Origin of the sequence: Sphingomonas pituitosa NBRC 102491, assembly GCF_001598435.1 — a bacterium.
Taxonomy (GTDB): domain Bacteria; phylum Pseudomonadota; class Alphaproteobacteria; order Sphingomonadales; family Sphingomonadaceae; genus Sphingomonas; species Sphingomonas pituitosa.
In genome coordinates, this window is the sequence record NZ_BCYY01000016.1 from 102,181 (window position 1) to 117,668 (window position 15,488).

The window sequence follows — 15,488 nt, forward strand, 5'->3', positions numbered from 1 at the left end:
CGGGGCTTTTGTCGTGGAGGTCGCTATGGACGACGGCTCGCCCGCTCTTGAGGTTGGCTTCAACATCGACTTTGGCGATTCCTTCGGCAACCTCCGCTCTTTGGACGACATCCTTGGTGAAACTGCGGCCAACGCGGTGCGCGAATTCAACAAGATGAAAGCGGCCAGCGGATCGGCTCTCGACCTTTCTGGCGCGACCGCATCGGTCAGCACATTTGCCACAGCCACGACGCGTGCATTCCGAACCGCCAAGGCGGAGTCTCAGGCGGCGGAGCGCGCTGGTGAATCGCTGGTCCGTCAGTTGGAGCGCCAGATTGAGACGTTCGGCAAGACGGCATCTGAGATCCGCAACATGCGTGCGGAACAGCGCGCACTGAACGCGGAGCAGCAGGGCCTCACTCAGCTGGCAGGGGATATCCGCGCACTGAACGCTGAAATGGTCAGGCTGGAGACGGCTGGGAACGGCAGCGCCAAGGCGGTACGCGGCAACGGATCGGCTCTAGCGGCCATCTCGCCGCAGGCGCAGGACGCATTCACCCAAATTTCCATGGGTACGAATGTGCTGAATGTTCTTGCCATCCAGGGCGGTCAAGCCGCCGGCCAGATGATCTATCTCGGCGGGACCGCGGAGAAGTTCGGCAAGTTCATGCTCGGGCCGTGGGGTTTGGCGCTGACGGCAGGCATGCTTGTCGCAGGTGCGCTGACGGAGCAGATCCTGAAGCACAACAACGCGCTGAACGACGCCGTCGATAAGCTCAAGAAGGACGCCGCCGAAACGGAACTGAACCGGCAGGCGAAGGAACGCTTCAAGACAACCGCAGAAGGCGTCGCAGCCGCGATTCGCGAGGGCACCCAAGCAACCCGCGACGCGATCGCCGCGCAGAAGACCTCCGCCGAGCAAGACAACATCAACGCGAAAAACAACCTAGCTCGCGAAGTCAGCATCCGGCGCGTCACGCTTGCCCAGATCGAGCAGGCCCAAGTGCTCGCCAACAACGCTAAGCCGACCAGCGGCCCCGGCGGGGCAGATTCAATCGTGGCCGCGCAATACGCCGCTCGCGTTGTGGAACTCAAGCGGCAGGCCGAGGAACAGCAGAAACTCATCGACGCAGCCGAATCCAGGATTGGGGAAACCCGCATCGCGCTGGCGGAGGAAGTCGCCAAGCGCATGGCGGACCCAAGCGAGCGGATTAAGAAGCAGTACGATGATCAGGCCGCCGCGGCGAAGAATGCTGCTCGGGCACAAACAGCCGCTGGGGGCGCCCTGTCGACGGCCTTGGCGGGTCAACTCGCGAACCAGCTCGCCCAGATCGAGCGCAACCGCCAAGCGGCGCTGAAAGCCGAGCAGGACCGCCAGTCCGCGATGAAGCAGACGGCGCAGGTCGGCCGCGACATCGACCTCGCCGAAGCACGCCGCATTGCCCAGAGCATCGGCGCGCGCATCACGAGCGAACAGCGATCCTATGCTGAGCAGAAGGCGCTGTACGACAAGTACATGGCGTACAAGGCCGGGAAGGGCCCCTGGGCCGCGCTGGCTGCCGCGCCGGGCAGCAGTGCACACGAGACCGGCAACGCGCTCGACATTGCCAAGACGCCCGGAATGTCCCTCGCCAAGATCCGCGAGGCCTATCGTGCGGCGGGCGTCAGCATTCGCCAGCTGCTGGACGAGGGCGACCACTTTCATATCGCGTGGAAGAAGGGCGCCGACAGCGCAGCCGCCGCGTCCAAGAAGCTCGCTGACACCCAGGCGGACCTTGCCAAGAAGTTCGATCCGGCAGCGTCTGCAGCGCTGGAATATCAGGCCGCCCTCAAGAGCATCGCCGACGCGAAGCTCGATCCGGAAACGGCGGCCCGATACGGCAAGGCTGCCGCGGAGGCATTCCGCAAGGCGCGAGCCGCCGCATTCGAGCTGCCCAGCATGAGCGAGATCTCCGTTCAGGCGGAGGCCGACAAGGCCGCCGAGAAGTCTGCCGAGGAATTCGGGCGCAACGTCCTACAGCCGCTTCGTGACGAACTGGCGCTCTACGGCCTGGTTGGTGCTGCACGCGCCAAGGCTGCGCTGGATTTGGAGAAGGAAAGCTTCATCGCGAAGAACATCGCGGACGGCGCGGACGTGGCTGCGGCTCGCTGGAAGGAATACTACGCCCTCAAGAGCCAGCTAATCGAGAAGGATGCGGCCCTAGAGGCGCAGGAAAGCGCGGCGCGGCGCCTGCAGGAGGATCTGGCCCTGACTGCCGACGGCTGGGACACCGTTGCTCGCAGCGTACAGAACGCGAGCCGCGGCATGGCCGATGCCTTCGGCGATGTCGGGCAGGCGATCGGCGACATGGCCGCGATCTACGCCAACTATCAGGCGGACAGCGCTCGCGCAGACGCACAGCACCTCGCGCGGCTACGGGCCATCAAGGAAGCCGGGGGCGGCCAGGCTCGCATCGATCGAGAGAATGCAAAGTTCGCCTTGTCCAACGCGACGGCGCAGATCGGCGTCTATGGCGACATGGCCTCTGCCGCGAAGGGGTTCTTCAGCGAGAATAGCAAGGGATATGAGATCCTCGCGGCGACCGAGAAGGCGTATCGCGCCATCCAGTTTGCCATGTCGGTGCGCGCAATGGCGCAGGACGTCGCGGAGACGCTCGGCATCGTCTCGAACAGCGCTGCCCGGGCCACCGCCCAGGGCACCGAGGGTATCGCGGCGCAGTCCAAGCTGCCGTTCCCGTTCAACATCGTCGCGATGGCAGCGACCGCCGGCGCGCTCGTTGCAGCAGGCGTGGCGGTGATCGGCTCGCTCACCGGTGGCGGCGCCAAGCAGGCGCCGACCAACACCGGCACTGGTACGGTCCTGGGCGACGCCTCCGCCAAGAGCGAGAGCCTCAAGCGCGCGATCGACGAGCTGAAGGCGGTAGATACCGTCACCAACGTCTATTCGCGCCAGATGCTGGCCTCGCTGAAGTCGATCGACAGCCAGATCAGCGGCGTGGCGTCGGTGATCGTCCGCGGCGGCGACATCAACGCCAGCGGCGGCGTCGCGCAGGGGTTCAAGCCCAACCTGATCGGGTCGGTCCTCGGTGCAATCCCCGTGGTCGGCGGCCTGCTCAGCAGCCTGTTCGGCACCCGCACCGACGTGACCGGCAGCGGCATCTATGGCGGCGCGCAGTCTCTCGGCAGCGTCCTGAACGGTGGTTTCAACGGCCAGGCCTATTCGGACGTGACGAAGACGAAGAAGTTCCTGGGCATCGTCTCGGGTCGCTCCTACTCGACCCAGTACGGCGCGCTCGACCCGAGCCTCTCGAACCAGTTCACCTTGATCCTCCGCAGCTTCAACGACGCGATCAAGGCGGCGGCCGTGCCGCTTGGCGCATCAACCGACGCAATCCAGCAGCGGCTGAACGGCTTCGTCGTGAACATCGGCAAAATCGACCTGAAGGGCCTCACCGGCGAGCAGATCCAGGAGAAGCTGAACGCGGTGTTCGGTGCGGCGGCCGACAACATGGCGACGGCTGCCTTCCCGCTGATCGCCCAGTTCCAGAAGGTCGGCGAGGGCGCTTTCGAGACGCTCACCCGCGTCGCAACGACGGTGGAGCAGGTCAGCACCTCGCTCGACCTGCTCGGCGCCAGCACCAGGGGCATGGGCATCGCCGCCAAGCTCGGCCTGGCCGACCAGTTCGACAGCGTCTCGGCGCTGAACGACGCGGCGACCGCCTATTTTCAGGCGTTCTACACCTCGGAGGAGCAGGCCGCCGCCAAGACGGCGCAGATGAGCAAGGTGTTCGCCAGCCTGGGCGTGTCAGTACCGCCGACGCTCGCCTCCTTCCGCCAGCTGGTGGAGGCGCAGGACCTCACCACCACCGCCGGCCAGGCGACCTATGCCACCCTGCTTAAGCTGGCGCCGGCATTCGCGGACCTTCAGCAGTCGCTGCAGGGTGCGAAGAGCGCCGCCGACGTCATGAGCGAGCGGCAGGACCTCGAACGCCAGATCCTCGAACTGCAGGGCAAGACGGACGAAATCCGGAAGCTGGACCTGGCCAAGCTCGATGCCAGCAACCGCGCGCTGCAGCTGCAGGTGTGGGCGATCCAGGACGCGCAGGAGGCTGCCAAGGCAGCGGACGAGCTGCGGCAGGCGTGGAGCACCGTGGGCGACAGCATCATGGACGAGGTGAAGCGGATCCGCGGGCTTGGCGACGTCACCGGCTCCACCACCTACGCCGGACTGCTCGGCCAGTTCAACGCGGCGAGCGCGGCGGCGCGCGGCGGCGACCAGGATGCGGCCAAGTCGCTGCCCCAGCTGTCGCAGGCGCTGCTCTCCGCCGCCGCGAGCGCTGCCACGAGCCGGCAGGAGCTGGCCCGGGTGCAGGCGCAGACGGCCGCAAGCCTTGAGGCGACCTATGGGGCGATCAACAAGCTGGGCACCGCCGCCACGGCGACGAGCAACGCCGCGCTGCTCTCGGCTGCCGCCACCGCCCAGACCGCGACGTCGGGCTCGAACGACAACCCCGCCACCATCGCCGATCTGCGGACGGCGCTGGCGGCCCTCACTGACGAGGTGAAGCAGTTGCGAACCGACAATAACGCCGGCCACGCCGCGACGGCGGGCAACACCGGCAAGACGGCCAAGATCCTCGACACCGCCACCCAGGCGGCCGGCGGCGCGGCGATCGGCACGAAGGCGGTCGCGTGAAGGTCGTTCGGCCGCTCCCGATCAGCCTGACCGCGTCGTCGGTACCGGAGGCGGACTATCCGGCCTGGGATGCCGGCACCACCTATGCGCTGGGCGCGCGGGTGATCGTGGCGGCGCTCCACCGGGTGTTCGAGAGCGCCGCCTCGGGCAATGTTGGGCACGCGCCCGCGGCCGGCGGCACGAGCTTCTGGCTCGACGCGGGCCCGACGAACCGCTGGGCGATGTTCGACGTCGCCGCCGGGCCGGCGACCAGCTCCTCGGCAGCGATCGTGCTGACGCTGGCGCTGCCGGATGCAGTCGACGCGATCGGGCTGGTCGACCTGCAGGCGGCGAGCGTGCGGGTGCAGATCACCGCGGACAGCGTGACCCTGCTCGATACCACCCGCGGCGCGCCGGCCGCGTGCGAGGTCTTCCTAGGCCTGCCAGCTGCAGCCGCGCGCTCGGCAACGATCACGATCGTGCCAGGGGGCGAGGCTGCCGTTGTCGGCAAGCTGATCACCGGTACCGCGCTCGATCTGGGCACGCTTGCCGATGCTCCCACCGTTGGGCTCACCGACTTCAGCCGCCGGGAGACGGATGAGTTCGGCGTCACGACCATCGCGGATCGTGGCTGGACCAAGCGAATCGATGCGAAGTGCCTGATCGACGACGCGGCGCTCGACGGCATCCAGCGCCAGCTGGCGGCCATTCGCGCGCAGGCCGCGCTTTGGATTGGCGAGGGGGATTTCCCCAGCCTGATCGCCTACGGCCTCTACAAGGACCTCTCGCAAGTGATCAGCCTGCAGGGCATCAGCACCTGCTCGCTCACGATCGAAGGCTATCCAGCTGCCAGCATCGCCGTGCCGCTGAGCGACCCGGCGCTGGACGGCGCCAGCGACTTCCGCGTCGTGCGGCCGGCGGCGCTCACCGATGCGGCGCTCGTGGCGTCCAGCGTGCCGGAGGACGAGTATCCGGCATATGCCGCCGGCACCGCCTACGTCGTGGGCGCGCGCGTGATCCTGGCGGCCACACACCGGACCTATGAGAGCCTCACCGCGGGCAATGCGGGGAACGACCCAGCGACCGACCCGGCGCACTGGCTCGACCTCGGCCCGACCAACCGCTGGGCGATGTTCGACCAGGCGCTCGGCACCACCACCACGACGACTGGCGGGATCGTCGCGCAGCTGAAACCCGGCACCTTCGCCGACGCGATCGCCGTGCTGGACGCGGTCGGCGCAACCGTGCGGGTGCAGGCGCCCGGCTATGACCAGGTCCGCGTGATTGGCGGCGACGTCACCACCGCGCTGTTCCTCGATCTGGCGCTCGCCGCTGGCGACACCGCAACGGTTACGATCGCCGGCGCGGACGCTGGAGCTGCAGTCGCCGTGGGCACGTTGCTGATCGGCGCCCAGGAGGGGCTGGGCCGCCTGGCGGACGAGCCGACCATCGGCATTCTCGACTTCAGCGTGAAGAACACGGACGACTTCGGCAACACGGTGCCGCTCGAGCGCGCCTGGGCGAAGCGCATGGAGGCGAAAAGCCAGATCGCCACGGCGGGCGCCGACGCGCTGCTACGCCGCCTGGCGACGCTCCGCGCCAAGCCGTCGCTCTGGATCGGCGCGGCCGAGCTCGACGCCCTGACGATCTACGGCTTCTTCCGCGACTTCACCGTCACCCTGGGCGAGCAGGTCAGTACCTGCTCGGTCACGATCGAGGGCATGGCGAAGGCCGCGGCGGAGGTGCCCGGCGACGGGATTACACTCACCGCCTACCTGACCAACGAAGACCACACCGTTCCGGCCGACGCGGCGGGCAACGTCGCCAGCTACGCCGGCGCGGGCGGCACCTTCATCATTCGCGACGGCGCGAACGAGGTGCAATCGAGCTTCAATCTCACCACCGCTGCCAATCCGCAGGGGCTGGCGGTAAGCTATGACGGCGCAACCTATGCGATCACCGGCGGGCTCGACGTGGGCGAGGACGCGGGGGCGCTGACGATCAAGGCGGTCGGCTTCGGTCCCTATTCCGGCATCACGGCCACCAAGCAGTTCACCCTCAACAAGTCGAGGGCGGGCGGCGCGGGCGCGGCGGCGAAGCTTCTGTCGATCCGATCGAACCGGCAGACCATCTCCTATGACGGCAGCGGCGCGCCGACGCCGGCGGACCAGACCATCACGTTCGGCGTGAACAAGCAGAACACCAGCGCGACGGTCTACTGGACGATCACCGACGCGACCGGGGCTGCGGTGTCGCTCTCCTACCTTTCGGCCGCGTCCGGCGACAGCGTCTACATGACCGAGCACAACTTCTCGCTCGCGCGGGGCTCGACCAGCGGCGTGATTGTCACCGGCGCGCTGGCGGACGGCACGACGCTCAGCGATTCCATCAGTGTCGTCGCGGTGGCGGCCGGTGCGAAGGGCGCTGACGCGATCAACAACGTGAACCGCGTTCGCAACTCGATGTTCGAGCGCGGTTTTGCTGGTTGGGCTGTCCCGGCCCTTAGCCCGAATATCGCAGCTCCCTCGACAACCACGTTCGTCGCCTACGGTGTCCCAATATTCAAGCTGGCCGGCACCGCTTCAGCAGCAAACGACACCTTCTCACTTGGTACTGCCTCCGGATATTTCATTCCTGTTGTCGCCGGTGAGCGCCTCGCCGTACAGGTGGCGGTCGAGAGCTCCAACACGGCCTTCGTCAATGCCGTGGTGTACTGGCTGGACGCGAATGGAGCGCAGATTGGCCCGGCTGCGCAGATCGCGGCCGGCGCGGGCAGCAACCCGTTTGGAACGATCCTCGCAGGCTTCCTCACTGCACCGGCAGGGGCTGTCAGCTGTCGGATCGAGGTCTATTTCGTGGCCGCCACCCCGGCCGCCATGTTCGGCGCGATCATGAAGCCCATGATCAGCAGCGCCACCGCGTCGCAGACGGCATTTCCGCCGTTCACGGCCGGGCCCTCGGACGGTGCGCCAGGCCCTCAGGGCGGCAAGGGCGACACCGGGGGGCAGGGCAACCCCGGCGCGCCAGCGGTCTACCCGAAGGTCACCCGCAAGGCGGTGGCCGTCGAAGCCTATTCGAACGGCGTGGTGAAGAGCTTCGCCAGCGCGAACGGGCAGCTGTCGGTGATGTCGGGCAGCGCGGACGTGACGGCGAGCGCCTTCCTGTCCGCGGCGGCATCGGGCTGCACCGGCACGATCAACACCGACTTCGGCACTCCCGTCGCGGGGCAGCCGAAGGGGTACTATCAGGTCACCGACCTCAGCGCGGACACGGCAACGCTCACCCTCTCGGCCACCTATGGTGGCCAGACGATCACCGAGATATTCTCGGTTTCCAAACTGCTGGGCGGGTATGAGATCGTCAGCTCGCTACCCAACTCGAACCTGTTCGAGGGGCGCGTCGTCTACCTGATGGCCGACAAGAAGCTCTACCGCTTCGACGGCAGCGGCTGGAACCGGTCCGCGGACGGCGCAGATCTCGCGCCCAACTCGGTGACCACGAACGCGCTCGCGGCGGGCTCGGTCGTAGCCTCGACGATCAATGTCACCTATCTCTCCGCGATCACGCAAACGGTCGGCTTCCTGACCTCGCGCGTGAACGGCCAGGGCGCCGGCTTCGAGATGGACAACAACGGCTATCGGCTGTTCGCCGCCAACAACGTCCTGGCGATCGAGATCTCCGTCTGATGGCGACGTTCCGCCAGCGCGACCCGCTCACCGGCGCGCTGCAATTCGACAGCGGCGCCGGCGACAAGGCGGCGATCATCCTGGGCGGCCTGTCCATCGACTATGCGAGCAACCCGGACGGCGCGATCGATGTGCCGGCGCTGAATGGCTCGCGCCCCTTCGCGTTCGTGCGCGGGGAGGCATATCTAGGCCGGCCTAACGTCACCGTGTCGGGATCAACCCTGATCTGGCACCGGACCCCAACGCAAGGCGGGAACTACCCGACCACCGGCACCTTCGACGTGCTCTATGGCGGGATAGACCTGATCACGCTCGGCGGCGCGGCAGGCTCGCGCATGGTTCTGCGCAACGACGCGGGCAAGATCGTTTTCACCAGCCTGTTCGCGAGCTACCAGCATGCGGGCAAGACGACAGCGACCAAGTTCGCGTCCGGCTTCCAGCGCGCCAATCAATGGCTGATCAGCCCCCCGGGCGCATTGAACCCGGCCCGCATGGTGGCGATCCGGCCGGTCGGGGCGCCTGCTGGGCCCATGGGGGCCTCTTACACCGCCGCAGGACCAACCGGCATCCGGCTTGCGGCGCCGAATAACTGGTCGGGCGCCGGTGATTTCTACCTGATCGAGAAGCCTTCCCAGATCGCCGCCAAGCCAGGCTTCAACGCGAGGTCTCCCATAACTGGGGAACTGACCTTCAGCAGCGCGCAGCAGGCCGTCCGGGCTGTCGACATCATCAACGGCGCGCCGGGATCGTGGGTGGGAACGCCGGGACGTAAATATGCAGCCGTCTTCCCCGGGATGATCGGATACCACGGCGACGAGGAGACCGACCTTACGATGCAGGGCGGCCAGCTGATCGTCGGCGACAATCCGCCGTATTGGACTTGGACCGGCTACGCCCTCACCGCGCAGGCGCGGGACGGAAGCCCGCATATCCTTGACTTCGACTGGCTGCAGCACTCCGGCAACCTCTACGGGGTCAACAAGGCGAACCCGCAGCCTCTGACCTACAACACCGGGACGATCATGATCGTCGACGTGACGGGCCTCTGACCTCCCACATATCAGGAGCTGAGAATGTTCATTCTCGAGCACGAGATGCCGAACGGGGCTCTCGCGAAATATCACCGTGCCGACAGCTTCATGGGCATGCAGGGCGGCACGCAGGTGCTGGTCGACAGCTATGCCAAGGAAGACATGGTGCTGATCGTCTGGCGCGGCACGTACACGCTGCCGCCGGAGGTGCGCATCGGGAGTCTCGCGGACGCCGAGGCGGCGCTCACCGCCACCGGCAGGCCTTTCGCGGGCGCTGCTCTGATCGACGCGGCCACCGGGGATCTAGACCTCGCGAAGGTGCGAGCCTGGGCTGCGGCCAAGGCGGCGCGCGACGGTTGCGCCGGCGGCGGATGCCAGACGCCGCTGGGCCGGGTGGATAGTGACGAGCGAAGCCGGGTCCTGATCGCGGGCGCGGTGCAGATGGCCCAGATCGCGCTGGCCGGAGGCGAGCCCTATTCCGTCGACTGGGTCATGGCCGATAATCAGCCCAGAGCGCACGACGCGCTGGCCATGATCGCGCTGGGCGTCGCGGTCGGCGAGCACATCGCGAGCTGCTGGCAGCGCGCTCAGGCCCTCCGCGCGGAGATCGATGCCGCCGAGACGGTCGAGGACCTCGCGGCGCTGGACATCATCAGCGGCTGGCCAGGGGCAGCCGCATGATGCAGACTCGCTTCCCCCCGTCGTTCAACGACAACCCGCTGAGCTATGGGTTCGCGCTGTTCAGCCTGGCGCTGATCACGTCGATCTCGCTGGCCTATGTGATCGCCGCGGTGCTCGAGCGGTCGCGGGAGCGCGAGGTGAACGCGAAGATCCGCAACGTGGCGCTGCCGCCTTCACCGACCGGGCTGACGCTGCTGAGCTATCACCGGCTGATCCTGTGCGGGCTCCTCTTGACGATCATCCTTGGCGCTGGACCCGACGTCCTGTTGCTGCTCGCCTGGGGCGAGGCGTCCGACGAAGCGATGTGGTGGATCTTCCAGCTGGATCGCGTCTGCGACGCCGCGACCATCATCCCTTTCCTGATGTCGATGTTCCTCACGATCCGCGCCGAGCGCTCGATCGAGCATCGCCTGGGCTTGGATCCGATCAAAATTCCTGTCCGCCCGACCTGGGGAATGGTGCGCGACAAGCTCAAGATAACGGGGGCGGTGCTGTGCATAGCGGTGGGAGTGACCTTGTACAAAGCGGCGGGCTTGCGGTGAAGCTATCGGGTGCGGCAGTCGCCGCGCCGACCTTCGGTCCGGCCATCGTCACGGCGTTCGGCGTCGATATTCCAATCCTCGCGCTTGCGCTCTCGGTCATCGGCCTCGTTCTCGCGCGCTTCATCGCCCCGCCGCCGCTCCGCAAGCTGACGTTTCGGCAGGAAGTGGCGCTCACCGCCCTGCTGCTGATCATCCTGTTCCTGATCGTGACCGGTGAATTTCCCATCATCGGCGGCGGGCATCCGATCGGCGCCGGCATGGCGGTGATGTGGGGCATCGGCCTGGGATTCTCGGGCATGCTCGCAATCGAGTTCTTCGGCAATCGCGCGATGGCGATGCTCCGCGCCGCCTTCGGCAAGGATGCCAGCGGCGCCGAATAGGCGACCGACCCTCTCAACCCGGAGACAATCCATGGACATGACGACGCTACGGCGGCGGCTGGTGGCGCTTGGCCATCAGCCGGGCACCGAGGGCGCGCCTTTCGGTGCCGCCGATCGCACGGCGATCCTGACCGCGCTCACCGATGGGCCCGACTACAAGCTCGGCGATCACGACATCGAGGATGCCGCCGACAGGTTGAAGGTTGACCCGGCCGCCATCTGGGCAGTGTGGGACGTCGAGGGCAGCGCGTCGCCGTTCATCGCCGGCCGGCCGACCATCCTGTTCGAGCCGCATCGGTTCAGCCGCGCGACCGGGCACCGGTACGATGCCAGTCACCCGAAGATCTCCTCCAGGACGTGGAACCGCGCCCTCTATCCGGGCAGCCAGGTTGGACGCTGGAACCAGTTGCTCGAGGCGGTGGCGCTCGACCTCGACGCGGGCTTCGCCTCGGCGAGCTACGGCGGCTTTCAGGTCCTGGGCGAGAACTATGCCGTGTGCGGCGCGACGTCGCCCTGGGCGTTCGCCTGGCAGCAGTCGCAGACCGAGGCGGACCAGCTCGACGGCTTCCTGCGGTTCGTGGAGGGGCGGGGGCTCGTGGCCGCGCTGCGCGGGCAGCAGTGGGCGAAGTTCGCCGCTGGCTACAACGGCAGCGCCTACCGCGAGAACTGCTACGACACGCGCCTCGCCGCCGCCTTTGCCAAGCGCCGCGCGGCATGAGGTGCACCTATTGCGGGTCGGGCGAGCACCAGAAGCCGCTTTGCCCCCATACTTGGGGCGGCTCGTCCGCGCGGGTGCGCCTCCGCTGCACATACTGCGGCGGCCGCGATCATGCCTACGAGGCTTGCCCGAAGATCCTGGCGCCGCACCGGCGCGATCCAAACGCCTTCATCCGGAGACGCTGAACCATGCGCATGCTCTCGCCAATTCTTGCAGAGTATCGGCCAAGCCGTGTCGGCTTCTGGTGCCCTGGCTGCCACGCCCCACACGTGCTTCCCGTCGCTCCGGCACAGGGCGGCGATGCCTGGGGCTACAATGGCTCTCCGGAAGCACCGACCTTCATGCCGAGCGTTCTTGTTCGCACCGGCCGCGCTGTCGATCCGGCGTTTCAACCGGAGCCGGGCGACCCTCCGGAGGTCTGCCACTCCTTTGTGACGGACGGCCGCATCGCCTTCCTCGGCGACTGCACCCATGCGCTCGCCGGCCAGACCGTCGACCTTCCCCATTGGCCAGAGGACCGGGACGCATGAACCTGCAACGCTATGTCTCGCTGGGGCTCGCCCTGGCGTTCGCAATCTCGCTCGCCGTGATCGGGCATGTCGCCCAGCAGAAGGACGCGCTGCGCGCCGCCGCGTCGACGGCGGGGCATGCGGTCGACAAGGGCGGCAAGCCCGTCACGCTCTCCACCAAGGGCGCGATTGCGCAAATCCGGATCCTCGGCGCCGCCGTCGACCAGGCGCGGCAAGCGCGCGCCGACGCCGCGGCCAAGGATGCCACCCACGCTCTCACCGTCGAGCGCGCCGACGCGCGCACCAACCAGGAGGTATCGAATGATGTTCTCGCGAAATTCGATCGCGTGCAGGCTGAGCTTGCCGCTTCTCGCGCTCTCGCTGCTCAGCGCATGCGCGAGCTCGCCGCAGCCCGAGCCGATCAGGGTGGTGGCGGAGCGCCGGCTGGCCCCGCAGATCCCGACGCCACCTGCCGCGCTCACTTCGCCGCTTCGTGTGACGATGTTCTTGCCCTCCTCGCGGAGGCCGAGCGCAACACCGCCGTCGCCCTCGGCTGGCAGGCCTTCTGGGCCGGAATAGCTGCGAACCATGCCGACGGCGGAGCGAACGATTGATGCCCGCGACCGCCACAATCCAAAGCATCGATCGGTAGGAGCGCTGCTATGCGCCTGAGCGCCTTGAACTTGTCCGTATCCACCCGTGCGCTGTTTGCAGGGCGTGTTGCATTGCCCATAGGGACGCCGGCGGTGCGCACCGGCACGTCCCCGCTGTGGTACAGCTACGTCGGAACGGGGCTCCGAGAGAACGTCACGACCGGTAGCGGCGGCGATCTCCAGGCTGTCGACCAGGCCAATCGGTATCACATCCGCGACAAGGACATGTGGTCAGCGGAATGGGACGTCACCGATCCCCTGATCTGCTTCAGTCCCTACGCCTACGCGCCGGGTGGCGGCACGTCCTTTGTGTCCAAGGGCAGCTTCGCTGCCACCATCGAGGTGGTCAACGTGATCTGGGATGGCGTGTCTCACGTCGCTACGTCCGTCACCCCGAACCGCATCGACACCTCGACTGGCGAGGATGCTTTTTGGATCAAGCTCGCCGGCATCACCGTCCCCGCGAACAAGAAGATCACCATCCGGTTTGCCTACGTCTTCGACGACATCCCGGGCCAGACCTTTCCGAAGAACGCATATACGGCCTACACGGGCGGGCAGTCCAAATCCTCGGCAACCTCGCTCGCAACCGCGGCGACGGGCGCCGGTGCAATCAGCCAGCCGAACAACCCGAACACGCTGGTGCCGGTCAAGATGGCGGCCAAGGGCGGCGACGGCCGCAAGTGCGTCATGCTGACTGGCGACAGCAAGGGCTATGGCCGCGATCAGGCAGCGCACGCCTACCAGCTCAATGCGCGCCTGGAATCGGGCTATGCCAGCATCGGGCTCGACCGCAACGATGGCGGAGCCAAGCGCCTCCCGTTCGCAAACTGCTGTATTTCCGGTCAGAACGTGGAAAATTTCGGCAACGCTGCGCTCATGGCCGGTATGCTGGCAATGACCGACAAGCTGGTCGCGCTGAACGGTGGCGTGATGCCCTACGACGTCCTGCTCAGTCAGCATGGCACGAACAGCATCACCGGCGGCGCCCTGCTCCCCACGCTGATCCAGAGCTACCGGGACATGTACGGGCTCTGGCGCAGTCGTGGCGGCGCTCCCGCGGTGCCTATCGCGCAGCTCGAACTCACTACCTATGCCGGCGCCGGCACCGATGCCTTCGCGACGCTGGAGGGTCAGAACCTTTCGGCGCGAGGCTTCGTCGATCGGTATCCGGACGGCATCCGGTGGCAGCTTAACGCCGCGATCGGTGGCCCCGATGGGCTCGGCGATCCGAATGCGGCGCTCCGCAACGGGGTAAACGCGATCACCTGGAGCGAGGCGCCATGGCGTGACGGTGCTGCCGACACCGGCGTCAACCGGGACAAGTGGCCGATCGCACCGCTCAACACGACGCTGGCTGCGGCCTGGACCGGCTCCGGCCCGGCGCGCGTCAACGGGCAGTTCAACGGCAAGCTCCACCTCCAGATCAAGGGAGACAACGGCAACTGGTATTACGGGATCGTCAGTGCCGTGACCGACAATGGCGATGGCACCAGCACCGTCGCCTCGGTCGCGCAGGGCGGTGGCAGCGCCGCCGCGGCCGGAAACGTAGTGCGCGGCGTCTACGCTGGCGGCAGCGGCCTCCACGAGAGCGCAGCCATGCACGAGATCGAGTCGGCAGCGGTTGTCCGGCTCAAGATTGCAATGGGAGAGGCTGCATGATCTCGCTGATACTCGCCGCCACCATCGCGGTAGCCACTCCGACCGAACTTCCGGCTGCGCTCAAGCGGGCGCAGCCGGGGGACGTGATCCAGCTCGCGCCCGGCCGCTATGGGGTGGCGACCATCACCGCGTCCGACGTGACGATCCGGAGCGCCGACCCCAAGCGGCCCGCGCTGTTCGACCGCATCGCGATCAACGACGCGCGCAACCTGGTGCTGTCCGGGGTGGAGGTGTCGTACACGCCCGCGCCCGGCGAGCCCAACTGGCAGGTGATGATCCGCATCACTGGCGGCAGCAACATCACCATCGACAACACCTATGTCCACGGCGTGATCGACGGCGATGTGTCGCGGGACGTGAACGGCATCTGGGCATATGGTGTTGACGGCCTGACGGTCAGCAACTCGCGTTTCCTGGAGATCAATGCCGGCATCAAGGTGGACACCAGCCGGGGCGTCGTGATCCGGGGCAACGACATTGGCTGGATTGGCAACGACGCGATCGAGATCCCCGGTTCGAACGGGGTGACGATCGCCTGGAACACGGTGCACGACTTCCGCACCAACCCCGGCATGCACCCGGATTTCGTGCAGTGCTGGACGACCCGACAGACCTCGGGCTGCAAGAACGTCCGCATCTTCCGCAACGAGATCCTCGGCAGCCCCGGCCACGAGCCCCAGGGGGTATTCTTCGGCGACGAGGACGGCGTCGGCGGTTACGAGAACATCGAGATCACCGGCAACCGCTTCTACATGACGATGTGGCATGCGATCAGCCTGTCCAGCCGCCCGAAGAACGTGACGATCCGCTTCAACGAGGTGGTCGCCGGGCCGAACTATACCCCCTGGATCAAGGTTGACGGCGCGGCGATGGTCGAGGGCAACACGGCCCCCAGCTTCTACATTGGCACGAAGGCCAGCGTGCTGCCGGCGGGCAATGCCGTGGACGGGCTGTTCCGTAAGTAGCTGCAGG

Annotated in this window: 11 protein-coding genes; all 11 read left to right on the top strand. The window is 67.0% G+C overall.

What is annotated here, in order from left to right:
• Positions 1 to 25 precede the first annotated feature (25 nt).
• The 11 genes from SPI01S_RS13985 (at position 26) to SPI01S_RS14035 (ending at position 15,481) form a co-directional block, all read left to right on the top strand.
• Positions 26 to 4,675 (top strand): D-alanyl-D-alanine carboxypeptidase family protein, encoded by a 4,650-nt coding sequence (locus tag SPI01S_RS13985; protein ID WP_066723584.1) that lies wholly within the window; start codon positions 26 to 28, stop codon positions 4,673 to 4,675.
• The gene (locus SPI01S_RS13990; RefSeq protein WP_066723587.1) at positions 4,672 to 8,340 is read left to right on the top strand and encodes a hypothetical protein; all 3,669 of its coding nucleotides are present in this window, start codon (positions 4,672 to 4,674) and stop codon (positions 8,338 to 8,340) included. Before SPI01S_RS13985 ends, SPI01S_RS13990 begins: the two co-directional genes overlap by 4 nt.
• Positions 8,340 to 9,389 carry a hypothetical protein gene (locus SPI01S_RS13995; protein WP_066723590.1) on the top strand — a complete coding sequence of 350 codons (1,050 nt, stop codon included), beginning with the start codon at positions 8,340 to 8,342 and terminating at the stop codon, positions 9,387 to 9,389. Before SPI01S_RS13990 ends, SPI01S_RS13995 begins: the two co-directional genes overlap by 1 nt.
• 24 nt (positions 9,390 to 9,413) lie before the next feature.
• Positions 9,414 to 10,052, top strand: coding sequence for a DUF4376 domain-containing protein (locus SPI01S_RS14000; RefSeq protein ID WP_066723593.1), 639 nt, complete (start codon positions 9,414 to 9,416; stop codon positions 10,050 to 10,052).
• Positions 10,049 to 10,594 (top strand): hypothetical protein, encoded by a 546-nt coding sequence (locus SPI01S_RS14005; protein ID WP_066723596.1) that lies wholly within the window; start codon positions 10,049 to 10,051, stop codon positions 10,592 to 10,594. Before SPI01S_RS14000 ends, SPI01S_RS14005 begins: the two co-directional genes overlap by 4 nt.
• Positions 10,591 to 10,974, top strand: a complete 384-nt coding sequence (locus SPI01S_RS14010; RefSeq protein ID WP_066723599.1) for a hypothetical protein — start codon at positions 10,591 to 10,593, stop codon at positions 10,972 to 10,974. The genes SPI01S_RS14005 and SPI01S_RS14010 overlap by 4 nt, the downstream gene beginning before the upstream one ends.
• Before the next feature lie 31 nt (positions 10,975 to 11,005).
• On the top strand, positions 11,006 to 11,692 hold the full coding sequence (locus SPI01S_RS14015; protein WP_066723602.1) for an N-acetylmuramidase family protein: 687 nt from the start codon (positions 11,006 to 11,008) through the stop codon (positions 11,690 to 11,692).
• A 194-nt stretch (positions 11,693 to 11,886) separates the two neighbouring features.
• A complete protein-coding gene (locus SPI01S_RS14020) occupies positions 11,887 to 12,222 on the top strand; it encodes a ubiquitination-like system serine protease family protein (RefSeq protein WP_281179440.1) in 336 nt (111 codons plus the stop codon).
• Positions 12,219 to 12,815 (top strand): hypothetical protein, encoded by a 597-nt coding sequence (locus SPI01S_RS14025; protein ID WP_066723611.1) that lies wholly within the window; start codon positions 12,219 to 12,221, stop codon positions 12,813 to 12,815. The genes SPI01S_RS14020 and SPI01S_RS14025 overlap by 4 nt, the downstream gene beginning before the upstream one ends.
• 48 nt (positions 12,816 to 12,863) lie before the next feature.
• On the top strand, positions 12,864 to 14,516 hold the full coding sequence (locus SPI01S_RS14030; protein ID WP_157084696.1) for a hypothetical protein: 1,653 nt from the start codon (positions 12,864 to 12,866) through the stop codon (positions 14,514 to 14,516).
• Positions 14,513 to 15,481, top strand: a complete 969-nt coding sequence (locus SPI01S_RS14035; RefSeq protein ID WP_066723617.1) for a right-handed parallel beta-helix repeat-containing protein — start codon at positions 14,513 to 14,515, stop codon at positions 15,479 to 15,481. Before SPI01S_RS14030 ends, SPI01S_RS14035 begins: the two co-directional genes overlap by 4 nt.
• Positions 15,482 to 15,488: the final 7 nt, after the last annotated feature.

Coding starts and splice junctions, on each gene's coding strand:
- SPI01S_RS14005 (WP_066723596.1), top strand. CDS start 10,049: ATGATGCAGACTCGCTTCCCCCCGTCGTTCAACGACAACCCGCTGAGC.
- SPI01S_RS14000 (WP_066723593.1), top strand. CDS start 9,414: ATGTTCATTCTCGAGCACGAGATGCCGAACGGGGCTCTCGCGAAATAT.
- SPI01S_RS14015 (WP_066723602.1), top strand. CDS start 11,006: ATGGACATGACGACGCTACGGCGGCGGCTGGTGGCGCTTGGCCATCAG.
- SPI01S_RS13995 (WP_066723590.1), top strand. CDS start 8,340: ATGGCGACGTTCCGCCAGCGCGACCCGCTCACCGGCGCGCTGCAATTC.
- SPI01S_RS14025 (WP_066723611.1), top strand. CDS start 12,219: ATGAACCTGCAACGCTATGTCTCGCTGGGGCTCGCCCTGGCGTTCGCA.
- SPI01S_RS14035 (WP_066723617.1), top strand. CDS start 14,513: ATGATCTCGCTGATACTCGCCGCCACCATCGCGGTAGCCACTCCGACC.
- SPI01S_RS14030 (WP_157084696.1), top strand. CDS start 12,864: ATGCGCCTGAGCGCCTTGAACTTGTCCGTATCCACCCGTGCGCTGTTT.
- SPI01S_RS14020 (WP_281179440.1), top strand. CDS start 11,887: ATGCTCTCGCCAATTCTTGCAGAGTATCGGCCAAGCCGTGTCGGCTTC.
- SPI01S_RS13985 (WP_066723584.1), top strand. CDS start 26: ATGGACGACGGCTCGCCCGCTCTTGAGGTTGGCTTCAACATCGACTTT.